Here is a 15,693-nt window from a genome sequence, read left to right as displayed (position 1 = left end):
CCACGAGATGGGGGTGGCCGCCCTGGACCAGGGGGCTTACCTCGAGGCCGAGGAGCATCTCTGGGTCCTCCTGAAGGAGGAGGGCTATCCCTACCGGGCCTCGGCCCGGGCGGACCTGGCCGAAGCCCTCTACCGCCAAGGCCGCTACCAGGAGGCGGAGGAGGAGGCGAAAAGGGCCATGGAGGAAGGGGCCTTGGCCCAGGGGGCCCTGGTCCTCGGGCACATCGCCTACGACCTCATGCACCTGGAGGAGGCCCTGGAGCACTATCGGCAGGCGGCGGAGGCCGCGGAGGAGGGGAGCCGGGACTGGGCCGCGGCCCAGGAGATGGTGGTGGACACCCTGGCCCAGCTGGGCTACCGCCACCCCGAGGAGATGGTGGCCCGGGCGGAGGCCGTGCTCCCCTACCTCCACCCCACGGACGAGTGGCACGTGGCCCTTTCCACCTATTTGGAGCGGGCCCGGGCCCTGCTCCAGGGGGGAAGGCGGTTGAACTAGGCATCTCGCCGAAACGTTCCTCTCGTGGGGTTCCTGAGGGAGAGCGAAAGCCCTGTGGCCAAGAAACCCGGTTTCCTGCTAAGTGCCCCACCGAAGCTTTCGCTTCGGTGGGGACCCCAGAAAGAGGGTCCAGCATGCCCTTCCTCCGAGCCTCATGAGGATTTTTCAATGCCCGGGCACTTAATCTAAAGGAATAGAAGTGGCCAAGCTGAGCCGGAAGGGCCAGGTGTCTATTCCCAAGCGCATCCTTCGGGCCTTGGGCCTGGAGGGGGAGGGGTACTTACTGGTGGAGCTCCTTCCGGAAGGGGCCATTCTCCTGCGTCCGGCAGGGGTCTACCCTGTGGAGATGTACGCCGAAGAGCGGGTGTGGGCGTTTCTAGAGGATGCCCTCACGGAGGAGGAGCGGCGTAGGTTGGAGGCCCTTCCCCGTTAAGGGTGCACCTTTTCCTGGAGGCCAACGTGCTTTTTGCCGCGGCCTGGCAGGACGGCCGGGCGCGGGCCCTCTTTACCCTGGCCCCTAGGGTGGGCTCTGACCTTCTCACGTCCTTCCACGCTCTGGAGCAGGCTCGGCGTAACCTGGAGGCCAAGCGGCCGGAGGTCCTTCCGGTTCTCGAAGGCCTTCGGGAAGCCTGGGTCCTGGTGGCCGAGCCCCCGCCTGCCCTGGTCCGGCGGGCCCAGGCTTGGGGTCTTCCCCTGAAGGATGCGCCCATCCTGGCCGCCGCTTGGATGGCGGGGGTCACCCTTCTGGTTACGGGCGACCGGCGCCACTTCGGCCCTCTTATGGGTCAGACGGTAAAGGGGGTGCGGGTGGTCTCTCTAAAGGACGCGCTGGAAGAAATCCTCGTCCTCGCTGGCCTTTAGGCCTTCCCTCTAAGAGGGGCCAGGGCCTTTAGGACCTCCTGGGCCCTTAAGGGCCTGGGCAGGTGCAGGACCCTGAGGGGCCGGAAGAGGAGGCCCGGAGGGGTCTCGCTCACCAGATAGAGGGAGGCCAGCCGCCCCTCGGGCAGGGCCCGGATGCGGCGGGCGGCCTCCAAGGCCTTTTCCCCCTGAAGGATGACCCCCTTGGGCCTTTCCTTGAGGAGGCGGAGGGCCATTTCCAGGTCCTTGGCGAGCTGCACGCGGAAGCGGTGGGCCTCTAGGAGGTAAAGGAGGAGCCTTCGCACCACCCCGCTTTCCGCCAGGACCAGGACCAAGGGGTCCTCCGGGGCCAGGGCGGAGGGACGGATGAGCCCCCGGGCCAGGAGCTCGTAGAGGAGGTGGTAGACCTCCTCCTCGGGAAGGCCCGAGAGGAGGGCCACGCTCCGGGCCCGCCGCACCCCGTCCAGCTGCTCCAGCACCGCCCAGGCCTCGGGGGTGAGGGGATGGCGGGTGGGGTCGCCCACGAGCTGGAAGACCGCGTCCGGGTCCACCTGGCCCCGGCGCCACTCGTCCAGCCTGCGGGCCGCTTCCATGAGGGCCGCGCCCGTGTCCAGGGTCTCGGGCAGGGCCACCTGGCTGCCCTCGCTGAAGGGTTCGGCCAGGATCTCCCCCTCCTTTTCCCCCAAGAGGGTGGCCAGGGCCTCGAGGACCTGGGCCCAAAGCGCCTCCCTAAGCTCCTCCTCCCCGATGAGCCCAAGCTCCAGGGCCAAGGCCCCCAAGGGGGTGCCCGGGTTCTCCCGCCCTTGGCGCTCCACCAGCTCCTGTACCTCCTCCAGGCTGAGGTGGCCAAGCCGCACCAGGTACTCCCCCAGATGGGGCCCGGGTTCCGTGCGGGCGTAGAGGATTCGCCCCGAAAGCAGGTGGACCCGGCCGTAAATCCGCCCCTGGAAGGTGACCACCGCGCTTTTCCGGTTCGCCTCCAGGGCCTTTAAGAGTTCCCCTAGGTCCAGCTCTTCCAGACTGGCCCGGATCATGGCTCTAAGAGGGGCTCCACCGGTGGGGGGAAGCCCAGGTGGCGGTAGGCCTTCTCTGTGGCCAGCCGGCCCCGGGGGGTGCGCTTCAGGAGCCCCTGCTGGATGAGGTAGGGCTCGTAGACCTCCTCCAGGGTACCGGGGTCTTCCGAGAGGGCGGTGGCCAGGGTGGAAAGCCCCACCGGCCCCCCGCCAAAGCGGAGGATGAGGACCTCCAGGATCTCCCGGTCCCGCTTCTCCAGGCCGAGCTCGTCCAGGCCCAGGGCCTCCAGGGCCATCAGGGCCCTTTCCCGGGTGACCACCTCCTCCCCCGCCACCTGGGCAAAGTCCCGCACCCGGCGGAAAAGCCTTTTGGCGATGCGCATGGTGCCGCGGCTACGGCGGGCGATCTCCAAGGCGGCTTCCTCCGTGATGCCCACCCCAAGGAGCCGGGCATCCCGCCGGATCCCTTCCGCAAGCTCCTCCAGGCTGTAGTACTCCAGGTGCTCCACGATGCCGAAGCGGCTCCTAAGGGGTGCGGTGATGAGCCCGGGGCGGGTGGTGGCCCCGATGAGGGTGAAGCGGGGGAGGTCCAGCCTTATGCTCCTCGCCGCCGGCCCCTGGCCGATGACGATGTCCATGCGGAACTCCTCCATGGCGGGGTAGAGGTGTTCCTCCGCCTGGCGGCTTAGGCGGTGGATCTCGTCGATGAAAAGGATGTCCCCCTCCTCCAGGGTGTTGGCCAGGATGGCGGCCAGGTCCCCGGGCTTTTCAATGGCCGGCCCCGAGGTGATGTGGAGCTTGACCCCAAGCTCGTGGGCGATGACGTGGGCCAGGGTGGTCTTCCCTAGGCCCGGCGGGCCAAAGAGGAGGAGGTGCTCTAGGGGCTCGCCGCGGGCCTTGGCGGCCTCGAGGTAGACCCGAAGCTTCTCCTTAAGCCGCCTTTGCCCCACGTACTCGTCCAGGGTTTTGGGCCTGAGGGTGAGGTCGTCCACGCCCCCTTATGATAGACCCGTGCGGAAGACGGTGAAGGAGTTCCGCCACGCCAAGGGAAAGCGCCTGGTCTACCTCACGGCCTACGATTACCCCACGGCCCGCCTGGCGGAGGAGGCGGGGGTGGACGCCATCCTGGTGGGGGACTCCCTGGGGATGGTGGTCCTGGGCTACCCCTCCACGGTCCCCGTGACCCTGGAGGAGATCCTCCACCACACCAAGGCCGCCCGCCGGGGGGCCCCGGACACCTTTTTGGTGGCCGACCTCCCCTACCTCTCCTACGCCACCCTGGACCGGGCCCTTTCCGCAGCGGAACGGCTTCTCAAGGAGGGCGGGGCGGACGCGGTGAAGCTCGAGGGGGGAGAGGAGGTGGCGGAGATCGTCCAGGGGCTCACCCGGGCTGGGGTGCCGGTGATGGGCCACGTGGGCCTCACGCCCCAGACGGCAAGCCAGCTTGGGGGGTTTAAGCTCCAGGGTAAGCGCCCCGAGGAGGCGGAGCGCATCCTCGAGGGGGCCTTGGCCCTCGAGGCCGCCGGGGCCTACGGGGTGGTCTTGGAGATGGTGCCGGCCCTTCTCGCCAAGGAGATCACGGAAAGGCTTTCCGTACACACCGTAGGTATAGGGGCCGGGCCCCACACGGACGCCCAGGTATTGGTCTTCCACGATGTGGTGGGGCTTTACGGCGAGTTCAAGCCCCGCTTCGTCAAGCGCTACCTGGAGGGGGGAAGGCTCATCCGGGAGGCCCTCCAGCGCTACGCGGAGGAGGTGAGGGAGGGGGTGTTCCCGGGGGAGGAGCACAGCTTTTAACACCCCACCGCGGCTTGCGCCGCGGTGGGGGCCCATAGGGCGAGAAAGCCCTGGCTAAAATAGGTTTTTGTGGTGCGCTTTCGCAAGGAGGGCGTCCGCCTGGACCAGGCCGTGGCCGAGGCCCTAGGGGTAAGCCGGGCCCGGGCCCAGGCCTGGATCGCCGAGGGCCGGGTGCGGGTGGGGGAGAAGGTGGTGGAAAAGCCCGCCTACCGGCTTAGGGGGGAGGAGGTCCTGGTGGAGCCCCCAGAGGAGAGGCCCATGGTGGTGCCGGAGGACCTCGCCCTCCCTATCCTCTACGAGGACGAGGACATGCTGGTTCTGAACAAGCCCCCGGGCCTCCTTACCCACCCTGCCCCCGGGGTCTACACGGGCACGGTGGTGAACGCCCTATTGGGCCGCTACTTTGAGGTGGAGGAGGCCCCCCGCCCCGAGCTGGTGCGCCCCGGCATCGTCCACCGCCTGGACAAGGACACCAGCGGGGTCCTGGTGGTGGCCAAGCATGGGGGGGCCCTCGAGGCCCTGGCCGGGGCCTTCCGCGACCGCCTGGTCTTCAAGCGCTACCTGGCCCTCACCGAGGGCCACCCCAGGGAGGGGACCCTCATCGCCCCCATCGGCCGCCACCCGGTGGAGCGGCACCGGATGCACGTGGGGGGGATCGCCGCCCGCTACGCGGAGACGGACTTCGCCCTTCTCGCCACCATTGGGCCCTATGCCCTGGTGGAAGCCCGGCCCCACACGGGGCGCACCCACCAGATCCGGGTGCACCTCAAGCACCTCCGCGCCCCTATCCTGGGCGATGAGCTCTATGGCCGGAAAAGCCCCCACATTCCCCGCCAGGCCCTCCACGCCTACGAGCTCCGCCTGCCCCACCCCCGCACGGGGCGCATCCTGGAGTTCCGGGCTCCTGTGCCTAAGGATATGGTCCGGGCCTGGGAGGCTCTGGGCGGGGTGTGGCCGGAGAGCTTGGCGTTGGAGACGGTATAATCGGCCCACATGGCGATTCCCCAGGTTCCACCCCCCGGGCAGCTCCCTGCGGTCCGGCACCTCCACCTTTTCCTGGACCGGGAGGCTCTGCTTCAGGCCGGGGAAAGGTTCTTTGATGCCTTGGTAGATGGCCTAAGAGGGCGGGAACCCCTTCTCTTCTCACCGGGTCCCTAGGGGCAGGAGGCTCTCCAGGGCCCGGGCGAGCCGCCTAACCCCCTCCCGGATCCTTTCCCGGTCCATGGTGGCGTAGGAGAGCCTTAGGGTGTTCTCCCCGCCCCCACCCGCGAAGAAGGGCCCCCCCGGCACGAAGGCCACGTTCTCGGCGATGGCCCTTTGGAAAAGGGCCTCCGCGGAAAGCCCTTCCGGGAGCTCCATCCACACGAACATCCCCCCTTTGGGCCGGGTGTAGCGCACCCCCTGGGGCATGGCCTCGTCCAGGGCCTCCAGCATGGCCCTCGCCTTCTCCCGGTAGACCCGGCGCACCCTTTCCAGGCGGGCGGGAAGGCCCTCCTTGAGGAGCTCCAGCACCAACATCTGGTTGAGCACGGGGGTGTGCAGGTCCACCCCCTGCTTGGCCTGGACCAGCTTCTGAAGGGCCTCCTTGGGGGCTACGGCGAAGGCCACCCTAAGGCCTGGGGCCAGAATCTTGGAGAAGCTGGAGAGGTAGATGACCCCCTCGTACCCCGCGCCCCGGGCCAGCTCAAAGAGGCTTGGGAGGCGCTTTTCCCCAAAATAGAGCTCCCGGTAGGCGTCGTCCTCCACCACCAGAAGACCCTTTTCCATGGCCATTTCCAGGAGCCGTTCCCGCTTGGAGAGGGGCATGAGGCCCGAGGCGGGGTTTTGGAAGGAGGGGATGAGGTAGAGGAAGCGGGGCCGCTCCCGCTTCAGGACGTCCTCCAAGGCCGCCAGGTCCGGCCCCTCCGCCTCCGTGGGCACGGTGAGGAACCTGGGCCCATAGGCCCGGAAGGCCTGGATGGCCCCCAGGTAGCTGGGGGCCTCCAGGAGAACGGGGCTACCCTCGTCCAGGAAGACCTTGCCCAAGAGGTCCAGGGCCTGCTGGCTTCCCGTGGTGATGAGGACCTCCTCCGGGTCCACCCCGAGCCACGCCCCCACGAAGGCCCTTAAGGGGGCGTACCCCTCCGTGGGGCCGTACTGCAGGGCCACCTCCCCCTTCTCCTTGAGGATCCGGGCCGTGGCCTCCGCCGCCTCCTCCTTGGGGAAGAGCTCCGGGGCAGGTAGCCCCCCGGCGAAGCTGATGACCCCTGGCCTTTGGGTGAGCTTCAGGAGCTCCCGGATGGTGGAGGCCTGGATCCTCTCCGCGCCTTGGCCGAACAGGCTAGACCACGCTAGGGATTTCACCTTACCAGTTTACGCCTTTTAGGGGGAGAGCCTACGGTATTCTTCCAGGGCGAAGCGATCCGTCATACCCGCCAGGTAGTCGCACACCGCCCGATGCAAGCCCTCCTCCCCAATCCGCTCCTGGATATGGCGGGGTAAGAGCTCGGGAAAGCGGGTGTAGGCCTCAAAAAGCCCCTCCAGCACAGCCTCGGCCTTCCGCCTTTCCCTTAGGACCTCGGGGTGACGGTAGAGCTGTTCCATGAGGAAGGCCTTGAGGGCCTTGTGGTGCCCTTCCACCTCCTCGGAAAGCCCAGCGAGCCTTTGGGGGTGGCGGCGGACCTCCTCGGCGCTCCCCACCCTTGCGACCTCCACCCGCCGGTGGGTGGCCAAGGTGGCGTCGGTGATGAGAAACCCCAGGAGCTCCCGGATGAGGATCCGCCGGGCAAGTTCCCCCATCCCTTCCAGCCTTACCCCCACCTCCTGGGCCAGGTCCTTGAGGAAGGGCACCTCCTTAAGCTCCCCTGGGCTTAGAAGGCCGCTTCTTAGGCCGTCGTCCAGGTCGTGGGCGGCGTAAGCGATGGCGTCCGAGAGGTCCACCACCTGGGCCTCGAGGGTCCCCTGCCCTTCGTAGGCGGGCTTGAAGCCGGGGGCGTAGGCGGTTTCGTGGGTGGCGATCCCCTCCAGGACCTCGTGGGTGAGGTTCAGCCCCCGGAAGCCGGGGTAGCGGACCTCCAGGTGGGTGAGGATGCGAAGGGCCTGGGCGTTGTGCTCAAACCCCCCATGGTCCTTCATGAGCTCGTCCAGGACCTTTTCCCCCGTGTGGCCGAAGGGGGGGTGGCCCAGGTCGTGGGAAAGGGCGATGGCCTCGGTGAGGTCCTCGTTGAGGCCTAGGGCCCGGGCGATGGACCGGGCCACCTGCACCACCTCTAGGGTGTGGGTGAGGCGGGTGCGGTAATAGTCCCCAGCCCAGTTGGGGAAGACCTGGGTCTTGTACTCCAGGCGGCGGAAGGCGGTGGTGTGGAGGATGCGGTCCCGGTCCTTCTGGTAGGGGGTGCGGTAGGGGGATTCGGGCTCCGGATGGGCCCGCCCCCGGGTGTCCTTGGCCTTTTGGGCGTAGGGGGCAAGGCGGTCTTCCAGCTCCAGAAGCCTTTCCCGGGGAAAGAGCATCAGACCCTCTTGAAGAGGAGGACCGCGTTCTGCCCGCCGAAGGCGAAGGAGTTGGAAAGGGCGTAGTCCACCTTGGCTTCCCTCGGGGTGAAGGGGACGAAGTCCAGGTCCAGCTCGGGGTCGGGGTCCTCGAGGTTCAGGGTGGGGGGGATGACCCCATGGTAAAGGGCCTGCACCGTGGCAATGGCCTCCACCGCCCCCGCCGCTCCCAGGAGGTGGCCGATCATGCTCTTGGTGCTGGAGACCATGAGCTTTTTGGCGTGCTCCCCGAAGACCCGCTTGATGGCCAAGACCTCGGCCCGGTCCCCCACGGGGGTGGAGGTGCCGTGGGCGTTGATGTAGCCCACCTCCTCCGGGGCCACCCCCGCGTTCCTTAGGGCTCGCTCCATGGCCAAGGCGGCCCCCAGGCCCTCGGGGTGGGGCTCGGTGATGTGGTGGGCGTCGGCGCTGCGGCCGAAGCCGATGAGTTCGGCGTAGATCCGGGCCCCCCTACGCCTTGCGTGCTCGTACTCCTCCACCACCAAGACCCCAGCCCCTTCCCCCATGACGAACCCATCCCGGGAACGGGTAAAGGGGCGGCTGGCCTTCTCGGGTTCCTCGTTCCGGGTGGAAAGGGCCCGCATCACCCCAAAGGCCCCGATGGCCATGGGGGTGATGGCGGCCTCCGTCCCCCCCGCCAGCACCACGTCCGCCTCCCCCAGCTGGATCATCCTGAGGGCGTTGCCCAGGGCATCCGAGCCGGTGGCGCAGGCGGTGACCACGGTGGAGGAGGGCCCGTGGAAGCCGTAGCGCATGGCGATGTGGGCCGAGGCCATGTTGGCGATCATCATGGGGATGAAGAAGGGGCTGATGCGATGGGGTCCTTTTTCCAGGAAGACCTTGCTCTGGGCCTCCCAGGTCTCCATCCCCCCGATTCCCGTGCCCACCAGGGTGCCCACCCGGGTAGGGTCCAGCCTCTCCGGCTCGAGCCCCGCGTCCTTAAGGGCGAGCTCCGCGACGATGAGGGCGTACTGGACGAAGCGGTCCAGGCGTCTTAGCTCCTTCTTGTCCAGGTAGACTTCGGGGTTTACGTCCACCTCAGCGGCGATCTGGACCGGTAGGGTGGAGGCGTCAAAGCGGGTGATGCGGCGCACCCCGCTTCGCCCTTCCAGCTGGGCCCTATGGAAGGCCTCGGCCCCAAGCCCGATGGGGGTAAGGGGGCCAAGCCCGGTGATGACCGCGCGGCGCATGGGGGTAGTATACCAACCCCAGGAAGCCAAAGCGGGCCCCCTCGCTAAGGAGGCCCGCTCCTCTTTGGCCGCCTAGCCCAGCTTGGCTTTGATGTACTCCACCGCGTCCTTCACGGTGCGGATCTTTTCCGCCTCCTCGTCGGAGATCTCCAGGCCGAACTCGTCCTCCAGGCCCATGATGAGCTCCACCGTGTCCAGGCTGTCCGCGCCCAGGTCCTCAATGAAGCGGGCCTCGAGGGTCACCTTCTCCGGCTCCACGGAAAGCTTGTCCGCGATAACCGCCTTCACCTTTTCAAAGATCTCCTGCTCCGTCATCCCAAAACCTCCCGGGGGGATTCTATCATGCGCCTAGTGGGGGGTAAGCCCCCCGTCCACGCAGACCGTTTGCCCCGTGATGTAGCCCGCGGTCTCGGAGGCCAAAAAGGCCACCACCTCCGCCACCTCCTCGGGCTTGCCGAAGCGGCCCGCGGGGATCTGGGCCAGGTAGGCCTTCTTCACCTCCTCGGGCAGGGTTTCCGTCATCTCCGTTTCTATGAAGCCCGGGGCCACCGCGTTCACCGTGATACCCCGGGCGGCGTACTCCTTGGCCACCGCCCGGGTGAAGCCGATGAGCCCGGCTTTGGAGGCCACGTAGTTGGCCTGGCCCGGGTTGCCGAGGAGGCCCACCACGCTGGCGATGTTCACGATGCGGCCAAAGCGGGCCTTCATCATGAGCTTGACCGCCTCCCGGGTGGTGCGGAAGGCGGCGGAGAGGTTGGCCTGTAGGACCGCCTCCCAGTCCTCGTCCTTCATGCGCACGAGGAGGGTGTCCCGGGTGATGCCGGCGTTGTTCACCAGGGTGTCCAGGCCCCCCAGGGCCTCCGCCGCCTGGTGGACCAGGGCGCTGGCCGCCTCCGCCTCCAGGAGGTTGGCCCCCAGGACCGCCACCAGGGGGCTTCCGAGCCTCCGGGCCTCCTCCGCCACCTCCTCCGCCTTTTCCCGGTTCTTGCCGTAGTGGACCGCCAGGGCAAAGCCTTCCCGGGCGAGCCTAAAGGCGATGGCCCGCCCGATGCCCCGGCTGGCCCCCGTGATGAGGGCTTTACGCATCCGCCACCTCCTTAGCCTTTTCCAGGTCTTCAGGCTCCCCCACGCTCAGGGCTTCTGCCCCTTCCAGGGTCCGGACCACCAGGCCCTTCAACACCTCTCCGGGGCCGAACTCCAAAAACCGCCTCACGCCCCTCTTTTCCATGTCCTTCAGGATCTCCACCCAGCGCACAGGGTGGGTGATCTGCTCCAGGAGGAGGGCCTTGATGCGCTCGGGGTCCTCCTCAGGCCTGGCGGTGACGTTGGAGTACACGGGGAAGCGGGGCCTCCTAAAGGGCACCCCTTTCAGGTCCTCCGCAAGCCTAGCCCTAGCGGGTTCCATGAGGGAGGAGTGGAAGGGGGCGGAGACGGGCAGGAACACCACCCGGGCCCTCAGGGCCTTAAGATGCTCCGCCGCCCTCTCCACGGCCTCCTTGAACCCGGAGATCACCGTCTGCTCGGGGGCGTTCAGGTTGGCGATCTCCACGCCTTCTAGGCCTTCCAAGGCTTTCCGCACCTCCTCTACGGAAAGCTTCAGAACGGCGGCCATGGCCCCACGGCCTGGGGGCACGGCTTCTTGCATGTACCGCCCCCGCAGGCGCACGAGCCTTAGGGCGTCTTCTAGCTCCAGGGCCTCCGCCGCCACCAGGGCCGCCCACTCCCCTAGGGAGTGCCCGGCGGCTAGGTGGGGCAGGGGTCCCCCTTTTTCCAGAAAGGCCCGGTAGGCAGCGTAGCCGGCGGCGAGGAGGGCGGGTTGCTGGTTTTCCGTAAGGCGCAGGGTTTCCTCGGGGCCTTCCCACATCAGCTTGAGGAGGCCAGGGAGGGTGGCCTCGGCCCGATCCAGCACCTCCCGGGCCGCGGGGGAGGCCCGGTAGAGGCCCTGGCCCATCCCCACCCGCTGCGAACCCTGGCCGGGGAAAAGCGCAGCGTACATCAGGCCCCTCCCCAGGTGAGCACCGCCGCGGCCCAGGTGAGCCCAGCTCCGAAGGAGACGAGAAGCACGTGGTCCCCCTCCCGGATGCGCCCGTCGTCCACCGCCTCCTTGAGGGCGATGGGGATGGAGGCGGTGGAGGTGTTGCCGTAGCGGTCCACGTTCACCACCACCCGCTCCCAGGGGAGGCCAAGCCGCTCCCGGGCGGCGTCTATGATGCGCAGGTTGGCCTGGTGGGGGATGAAGGCCTTGATGTCCTCAGGGGTGAGGCCGGCCTTCTCTATGGCCTCGAGGGTGGCGGTGTTCATCACCCGCACGGCGAACTTGAAGACCTCCCGGCCGTTCATGTAGAGGCGGTTTTTCATGCTGGTGCCGTCGGGAAGCCTAGGGGCCACGCAGGCGTGGTAGAGCTCCTTGGCCCCGCTCCCGTCCGCCCCCAGGACGAAGGAGCGGAAGCCAAACCCCTCCCGCACGGGCCCCACCACCGCTGCGCCTCCCCCGTCCCCGAAGAGCACCGCGGTGGCGCGGTCGTTCCAGTCCAGGATTTTGGAAAGGGCCTCCGCCCCCACCACCAGGACCTTCCGTGCCAGGCCCGCCTCCACCAGGGCGTGGGCCTGGGCCAGGGCGTAGACCCACCCCGGGCAACCCGCCAAGAGGTCGTAGGCGAAGGCGTTCAGGCCGAAGCGGGCCTGGACCAAGGCGGCGGTGTCGGGGAAGAGGGCATCTGGGGTGTTGGTGGCCACGATGACCCCGTTCACCCCTTCCAGGGTGCCTGGGTGGCGCCTTAGGAGGTCCTCCACCGCCTTAAAGGCCAGGTCCGAGGTGTACTCGTCCTCCCCGGCGATGCGGCGCTCCCGGATGCCCGTGCGGGTCACGATCCACTCGTCGGAGGTGTCCAGGTAGGCCTCAAAGTCCTGGTTGCGCATGACCCTCTCGGGGGTGTAGGCCCCCAGGGCCAGGATGCCGCTCATCCTCTCCCTCCCGTCATGGGGATTACTATACCGGACCGTCCAAGTTTGGGAAGGAGAGGCCCATGGGGGCGGCTTGGAGATAAAAAGCGCCCCACCCGGGGTGGGGCGCCAGGAGGGGCTTTGGGTCTAGACCTCCAGGACCTTGCGCCCGGCGTAGTACCCGCATTCGGGGCAGACCGTGTGCGGGGGCTTCATGGCCTTGCACTCGGGGCAGGGGACCAGGGTCGGGGGGGTGAGGGCGTGGTGGCTCCGGCGGGCATCGCGCCGCGCTTTAGAGGTCTTCTTCTTGGGTACAGGGTGCTTGGCCATCTCCTATCCTCCAAAAGGGGCTTTGGGGCCCCTAAACCCCAAGCAGTATAGCAGACCCCCTAGAGTTCGGGAAGGAGGTCTTTGAGGGCGGTGAGGGGGTGGAAGCCCTCCTCCGCGTGCCCGCAGTCCACCAGGTTGCGGTCCACCCCGCACACCGGGCAAAGCCCCTTGCACCCCTCCTGGCACAAGACGGTGTAGGGCATCTCGGTGACGAAGGCCTCGGTGAGGAAGGGGAGGAGGTCCAGGTCCGGCTGGCCGAAGGCGTAGTACTCGTCCTCGTCCTCCTCGTGGAAGGCCACGGCCTCGAGGCCCTGCTGGTAGCGGAGCAGGTGCTGGAAGTAGGCGTGGATGGGGGTGGGGGTGGGCTTAAGGCAACGGCGGCACTCCATGAGGGCCATGCCCTTCACTTCCCCAGAAAGCCAGTACTCGTCCCCGCCCACGGAGGAGACGGAAACCTGCCAGGTGGCCTCCCCTTCCAGGGGAAAGCGCTCATCGCCCACCAGAAAGGCTTCCCTCACCACCCCCGAGGCGCGGACCGTTCCCCCCTCCCGAAGGAGGCGGGCCAGGTTGATGCTTGCCACCTCGCGGTACTCCATCCTTATAAGTGTAGCGCGAAGGGGCGGGTTTTCCTAGAGGCATAAACTTCCCAAGCGGTGCAAAGGGGTTTCTGCTACCATGGCCCGCATGGACCGGGTGGCCATCTTGGGCGTGCCCATGGACCTGGGGGCGGGTCGGCGCGGGGTGGACATGGGGCCTTCCGCCCTGCGGTACGCGAGGCTTCTGGAGGGCCTCGAGGCCCTGGGGCTGGAGGTGGAGGACCTGGGGGATATCCGGGTCCCCCTGGCGGAGACCCTGCGCCGAAGGGCGGGGGGGATGGCCTACCTGGAGGAGATCCGCCAGGCGGCTTTGGACCTTAAAGAGCGGCTTCAGGCCCTGCCTGAAGGGGTCTTCCCCATCGTCCTCGGTGGCGACCACTCCTTGAGCATGGGTTCCGTGGCCGGAGTGGCCCGGGGGCGGGTGGGCGTGCTTTGGGTGGACGCACACGCAGATTTCAACACCCCCGAAACGAGCCCTTCCGGAAACATCCACGGCATGCCCCTGGCGGCCCTTGCGGGCCTGGGCCACCCTAGGCTGGTGGAGGTCTTTCGCACGGTGGACCCAAAGGACATCGTCCTCATCGGGGTGCGGAGCGTGGACCCCGGGGAGGCCCGCCTCCTTCGGGAGGGGGGGGTGAGGGTCTACACCATGCACGAGGTGGACCGCATGGGGATTGCCCGGATCGCCGAGGAGGCCCTGGCCCACCTGGAAGGGCTCCCCCTCCATGTCTCCTTAGACGCGGATGTCCTGGACCCCACCCTGGCCCCTGGGGTGGGCACCCCCGTGCCTGGAGGGCTTTCCTACCGGGAGGCCCATCTCCTCATGGAGATCCTAGCGGAATCGGGCCGGGTGCGGAGCCTGGACCTGGTGGAGGTGAACCCCGTTTTGGACGAGCGAAACCGCACCGCGGAGATGATGGTGGGTCTGGCCCTAAGCCTCCTCGGCAAGCGGATCCTCTAAGTACCCCACCGAAGCTTTCGCTTCGGTGGGGGCTCCAGAAGGAAGGCCTAGACCGCCTTGTCTCCGAGCCCCATTGAGGATTTTTCAATGCCGAGGCGCTTAGTCACCGGTGCAAACTTGGGGGAGGGGTTTTGGGAGGGCGGGTATCCTGGTTCCCGATGAGGCGCGTTGCAGGGTGGGCGGCGGCCCTGGTCTTGGTGCTGGTGGGGGCCTTCTTCGCCTCCCCCTACCTAGCCCTGAGGGGCCTTGGGGAGGCGGTGGTACGGCAGGACGCCCAGGCCCTGGAGCGCTACATAGACTTTCCCCGGGTACGGGAGGCCCTGAAGGCGGACCTCAACGCGGCCCTCCTTAAGGAAATGCAGGGCACCCAGGACCCCTTCGCCGGCCTCGGCCTCCTCTTCGCCGCGGGGATGGTGGAGGCCTTCCTCACCCCCGAGGGCCTGGCTGCCCTGGGCACGGGGCTGGAGCCAGGGGAGGCCTCGCTGGAAGAGGCCCGGAGGTGGCGGCTCAGGTGGGAGGGCTTAGGGCGGGTCTTCGTCCATTCCCCTGAGGACCCCTCCACGGGGCTTGTCATGGAGCGCCAGGGCCTTCGGTGGAAGGTGGTGCGGCTCCGCCTTCCCCCGCCCTGACCACCAGGGTGTCCGCGATGAGGTCGTGCCAGGCCTGGCGCCTCGGGTGGAAGAAGGCCCAGAGGTAGCCGAGGCCAAGGGGTAGGGTGGAGAGGGTCTTGCCCACCACCTCCCGTAGGAAAGCGGTGAGGAGGTCCATGGGTTTGCCGTCCACTCGCACCACCTTAAGCCCGAGGAGCATCTTCCCCGGCGTGGCCCCGAGGTAGGCGGTGAAGAGGGTGAAGTAGGCCCAGGCGGGGAGCCAGTTGAAGAGGAGGTTCTGGAGGAGGGGGGCGTCCTCCAGGGGATTGGCCCCGGCCAGGTAGGCCAGGAGGAAGGAGAGGGGGGCAAGGAGGAAGCTGTCCACCACGTAGGCCAGCAGGCGGCGCCAGGGGCTTGCTACCATAGCCCGCCCCCCAGGTAGCGGTACTCCAGGCGGAGGCCTTGGCTCCGGAGGGTCTCCAGCAAGGCCTCCACCTCGCCCTTGGCCCTAAACCCCAACCCCTCCTCCCCCAAAAGTCCTTCCAGAAGGCCCTGAGGTTTCTTGTAGCGCACCAGGCGGAAGCGATCCAGCCCAGCAAGCTCCGCTGCCCTCCTGGCCGCGTCCTCCAGGTAGCCCTCCCGGTCGGCCAGGCCCAGGGCCACCGCCTGCTTGCCCGAGTAGACCCGCCCGTCCGCCAGGCGCCGCACCTCCTCCGGGGGAAGCTTCCGCCCCTCGGCTACCCGGCTCAGGAAGAGCTCGTAGGCTTCCTTCAGAAAGCCCTCGAGCACCGCCCGTTCCTCCGGGCTAAGGGGTTTGAGCCCCGAGGCCATGTCCTTCAGGTCCCCCTCCTTCAGCACCTCCACCCGCACCCCAAGCTTCTCCAAAAGCCCCCCAACCTCGGGCATCACGGAGATGACCCCGATGGAGCCGGTGACCGCGGTGGGGGGGGTGTAGATCTCCCGGGCGGCCAGGGCGGCGTAGTAGCCCCCACTGGCGGCCACGCTGCCCAAGGCGGCCACCAGGGGCTTTTCCGCCTCGAGGGCCTTGAGGGCACGGTAAATGGCCTCCGTTTCCGTCACCCCGCCCCCCGGGCTTTCCACGAAGAGGACCGCAGCCCGCACACTCCCGTCCTCCCGGGCCTGGCGGATCTGGGCAAGGAGGTCTTCCAAGGCCTTCCCCGTGGGGATGCTCCCTTTGAGCTCCAAAAGGGCCACCTTTTCCCCCGTCCCGTAGACCGTGGCCTCCCGCCAAGGCCCTTTCTCACCCCCTGGAAGGGCCCGCTCCAGGAGCACCACCCCCACCAGGATGAGGAGGAAGAGGAGGAGGGCCAGCCAGCGCTTGCGGTTCATGAGTTTACTATAGCTCCAAGGTGGCCTGGCGTATGGTGAAG

Annotated in this window: 19 protein-coding genes and 1 pseudogene; 7 read left to right on the top strand and 13 right to left on the bottom strand. The window is 67.9% G+C overall.

Annotated elements, in window-relative coordinates; genetic code table 11:
• The 3 genes and pseudogenes from WKI94_RS00930 to WKI94_RS00920 all read left to right on the top strand — a co-directional run.
• Positions 1 to 496: pseudogene (locus tag WKI94_RS00930) on the top strand (Tfp pilus assembly protein PilF); the annotation flags it as partial.
• A 199-nt stretch (positions 497 to 695) separates the two neighbouring features.
• The gene (locus tag WKI94_RS00925) at positions 696 to 929 is read left to right on the top strand and encodes an AbrB/MazE/SpoVT family DNA-binding domain-containing protein (RefSeq protein ID WP_337843899.1); all 234 of its coding nucleotides are present in this window, start codon (positions 696 to 698) and stop codon (positions 927 to 929) included.
• Between the two features lie 2 nt (positions 930 to 931).
• Complete coding sequence (locus WKI94_RS00920; protein WP_337843898.1) at positions 932 to 1,357, top strand: DNA-binding protein; 426 nt, start codon at positions 932 to 934, stop codon at positions 1,355 to 1,357.
• On the opposite strand, the gene WKI94_RS00915 is transcribed toward WKI94_RS00920, so the two are convergent.
• Together WKI94_RS00915 and ruvB are read right to left on the bottom strand one after the other, a co-directional pair.
• A complete protein-coding gene (locus WKI94_RS00915) occupies positions 1,354 to 2,388 on the bottom strand; it encodes a DUF4388 domain-containing protein (protein ID WP_337843897.1) in 1,035 nt (344 codons plus the stop codon). The genes WKI94_RS00920 and WKI94_RS00915 overlap by 4 nt on opposite strands.
• Positions 2,385 to 3,359, bottom strand: a complete 975-nt coding sequence (gene ruvB, locus WKI94_RS00910) for a Holliday junction branch migration DNA helicase RuvB (RefSeq protein ID WP_337843896.1) — start codon at positions 3,357 to 3,359, stop codon at positions 2,385 to 2,387. The genes WKI94_RS00915 and ruvB overlap by 4 nt, the downstream gene beginning before the upstream one ends.
• Before the next feature lie 19 nt (positions 3,360 to 3,378).
• Between ruvB and panB the strand changes: the two genes are divergently transcribed.
• Together panB and WKI94_RS00900 are read left to right on the top strand one after the other, a co-directional pair.
• On the top strand, positions 3,379 to 4,164 hold the full coding sequence (gene panB, locus WKI94_RS00905) for a 3-methyl-2-oxobutanoate hydroxymethyltransferase (RefSeq protein WP_337843895.1): 786 nt from the start codon (positions 3,379 to 3,381) through the stop codon (positions 4,162 to 4,164).
• Between the two features lie 69 nt (positions 4,165 to 4,233).
• Positions 4,234 to 5,148 carry an RluA family pseudouridine synthase gene (locus WKI94_RS00900; protein WP_337843894.1) on the top strand — a complete coding sequence of 305 codons (915 nt, stop codon included), beginning with the start codon at positions 4,234 to 4,236 and terminating at the stop codon, positions 5,146 to 5,148.
• 159 nt (positions 5,149 to 5,307) lie between these two features.
• Here WKI94_RS00900 and lysN read toward each other — a convergent pair whose 3' ends face one another.
• The 9 genes from lysN to WKI94_RS00855 form a co-directional block, all read right to left on the bottom strand.
• Entirely contained in the window at positions 5,308 to 6,507 is a 1,200-nt protein-coding gene (gene lysN, locus WKI94_RS00895; RefSeq protein WP_337843893.1) for a 2-aminoadipate transaminase, read from the bottom strand.
• 18 nt (positions 6,508 to 6,525) lie between these two features.
• Entirely contained in the window at positions 6,526 to 7,653 is a 1,128-nt protein-coding gene (locus WKI94_RS00890; RefSeq protein ID WP_337843892.1) for a deoxyguanosinetriphosphate triphosphohydrolase, read from the bottom strand.
• A complete protein-coding gene (fabF, locus tag WKI94_RS00885; RefSeq protein ID WP_337843891.1) occupies positions 7,653 to 8,882 on the bottom strand; it encodes a beta-ketoacyl-ACP synthase II in 1,230 nt (409 codons plus the stop codon). Before fabF ends, WKI94_RS00890 begins: the two co-directional genes overlap by 1 nt.
• Positions 8,883 to 8,954: 72 nt before the next feature.
• Complete coding sequence (acpP, locus tag WKI94_RS00880) at positions 8,955 to 9,197, bottom strand: acyl carrier protein (protein WP_337843890.1); 243 nt, start codon at positions 9,195 to 9,197, stop codon at positions 8,955 to 8,957.
• Between the two features lie 33 nt (positions 9,198 to 9,230).
• The gene (gene fabG / locus WKI94_RS00875; protein WP_337843889.1) at positions 9,231 to 9,968 is read right to left on the bottom strand and encodes a 3-oxoacyl-[acyl-carrier-protein] reductase; all 738 of its coding nucleotides are present in this window, start codon (positions 9,966 to 9,968) and stop codon (positions 9,231 to 9,233) included.
• Complete coding sequence (fabD, locus tag WKI94_RS00870) at positions 9,961 to 10,878, bottom strand: ACP S-malonyltransferase (protein WP_337843888.1); 918 nt, start codon at positions 10,876 to 10,878, stop codon at positions 9,961 to 9,963. Before fabD ends, fabG begins: the two co-directional genes overlap by 8 nt.
• Positions 10,878 to 11,846, bottom strand: coding sequence for a beta-ketoacyl-ACP synthase III (locus WKI94_RS00865; RefSeq protein ID WP_337843887.1), 969 nt, complete (start codon positions 11,844 to 11,846; stop codon positions 10,878 to 10,880). The genes fabD and WKI94_RS00865 overlap by 1 nt, the downstream gene beginning before the upstream one ends.
• Positions 11,847 to 11,972: 126 nt before the next feature.
• Positions 11,973 to 12,155: a 50S ribosomal protein L32 gene (gene rpmF, locus WKI94_RS00860; protein ID WP_008631660.1), complete on the bottom strand. Its 183-nt coding sequence runs from the start codon at positions 12,153 to 12,155 to the stop codon at positions 11,973 to 11,975.
• 59 nt (positions 12,156 to 12,214) lie between these two features.
• Positions 12,215 to 12,751, bottom strand: coding sequence for a DUF177 domain-containing protein (locus WKI94_RS00855; protein ID WP_337843886.1), 537 nt, complete (start codon positions 12,749 to 12,751; stop codon positions 12,215 to 12,217).
• Between the two features lie 79 nt (positions 12,752 to 12,830).
• On the opposite strand from WKI94_RS00855, the gene rocF reads away from it, so the two are divergent.
• Positions 12,831 to 13,712: an arginase gene (gene rocF / locus WKI94_RS00850; RefSeq protein ID WP_337843885.1), complete on the top strand. Its 882-nt coding sequence runs from the start codon at positions 12,831 to 12,833 to the stop codon at positions 13,710 to 13,712.
• A 158-nt stretch (positions 13,713 to 13,870) separates the two neighbouring features.
• A complete protein-coding gene (locus tag WKI94_RS00845; RefSeq protein ID WP_337843884.1) occupies positions 13,871 to 14,341 on the top strand; it encodes a DUF2939 domain-containing protein in 471 nt (156 codons plus the stop codon).
• Here WKI94_RS00845 and WKI94_RS00840 read toward each other — a convergent pair.
• Together WKI94_RS00840 and sppA are read right to left on the bottom strand one after the other, a co-directional pair.
• Positions 14,283 to 14,726: an RDD family protein gene (locus WKI94_RS00840; RefSeq protein WP_337843883.1), complete on the bottom strand. Its 444-nt coding sequence runs from the start codon at positions 14,724 to 14,726 to the stop codon at positions 14,283 to 14,285. The genes WKI94_RS00845 and WKI94_RS00840 overlap by 59 nt on opposite strands.
• Entirely contained in the window at positions 14,720 to 15,652 is a 933-nt protein-coding gene (gene sppA, locus WKI94_RS00835) for a signal peptide peptidase SppA (RefSeq protein ID WP_337843882.1), read from the bottom strand. Before sppA ends, WKI94_RS00840 begins: the two co-directional genes overlap by 7 nt.
• Between the last annotated feature and the right edge of the window lie 41 nt (positions 15,653 to 15,693).

The organism is Thermus sp., from assembly GCF_037444525.1.
GTDB lineage: Bacteria > Deinococcota > Deinococci > Deinococcales > Thermaceae > Thermus.
The sequence above is the reverse complement of the archived record's forward strand: the minus strand, read 5'-3'. Positions and strand labels throughout refer to the sequence as shown.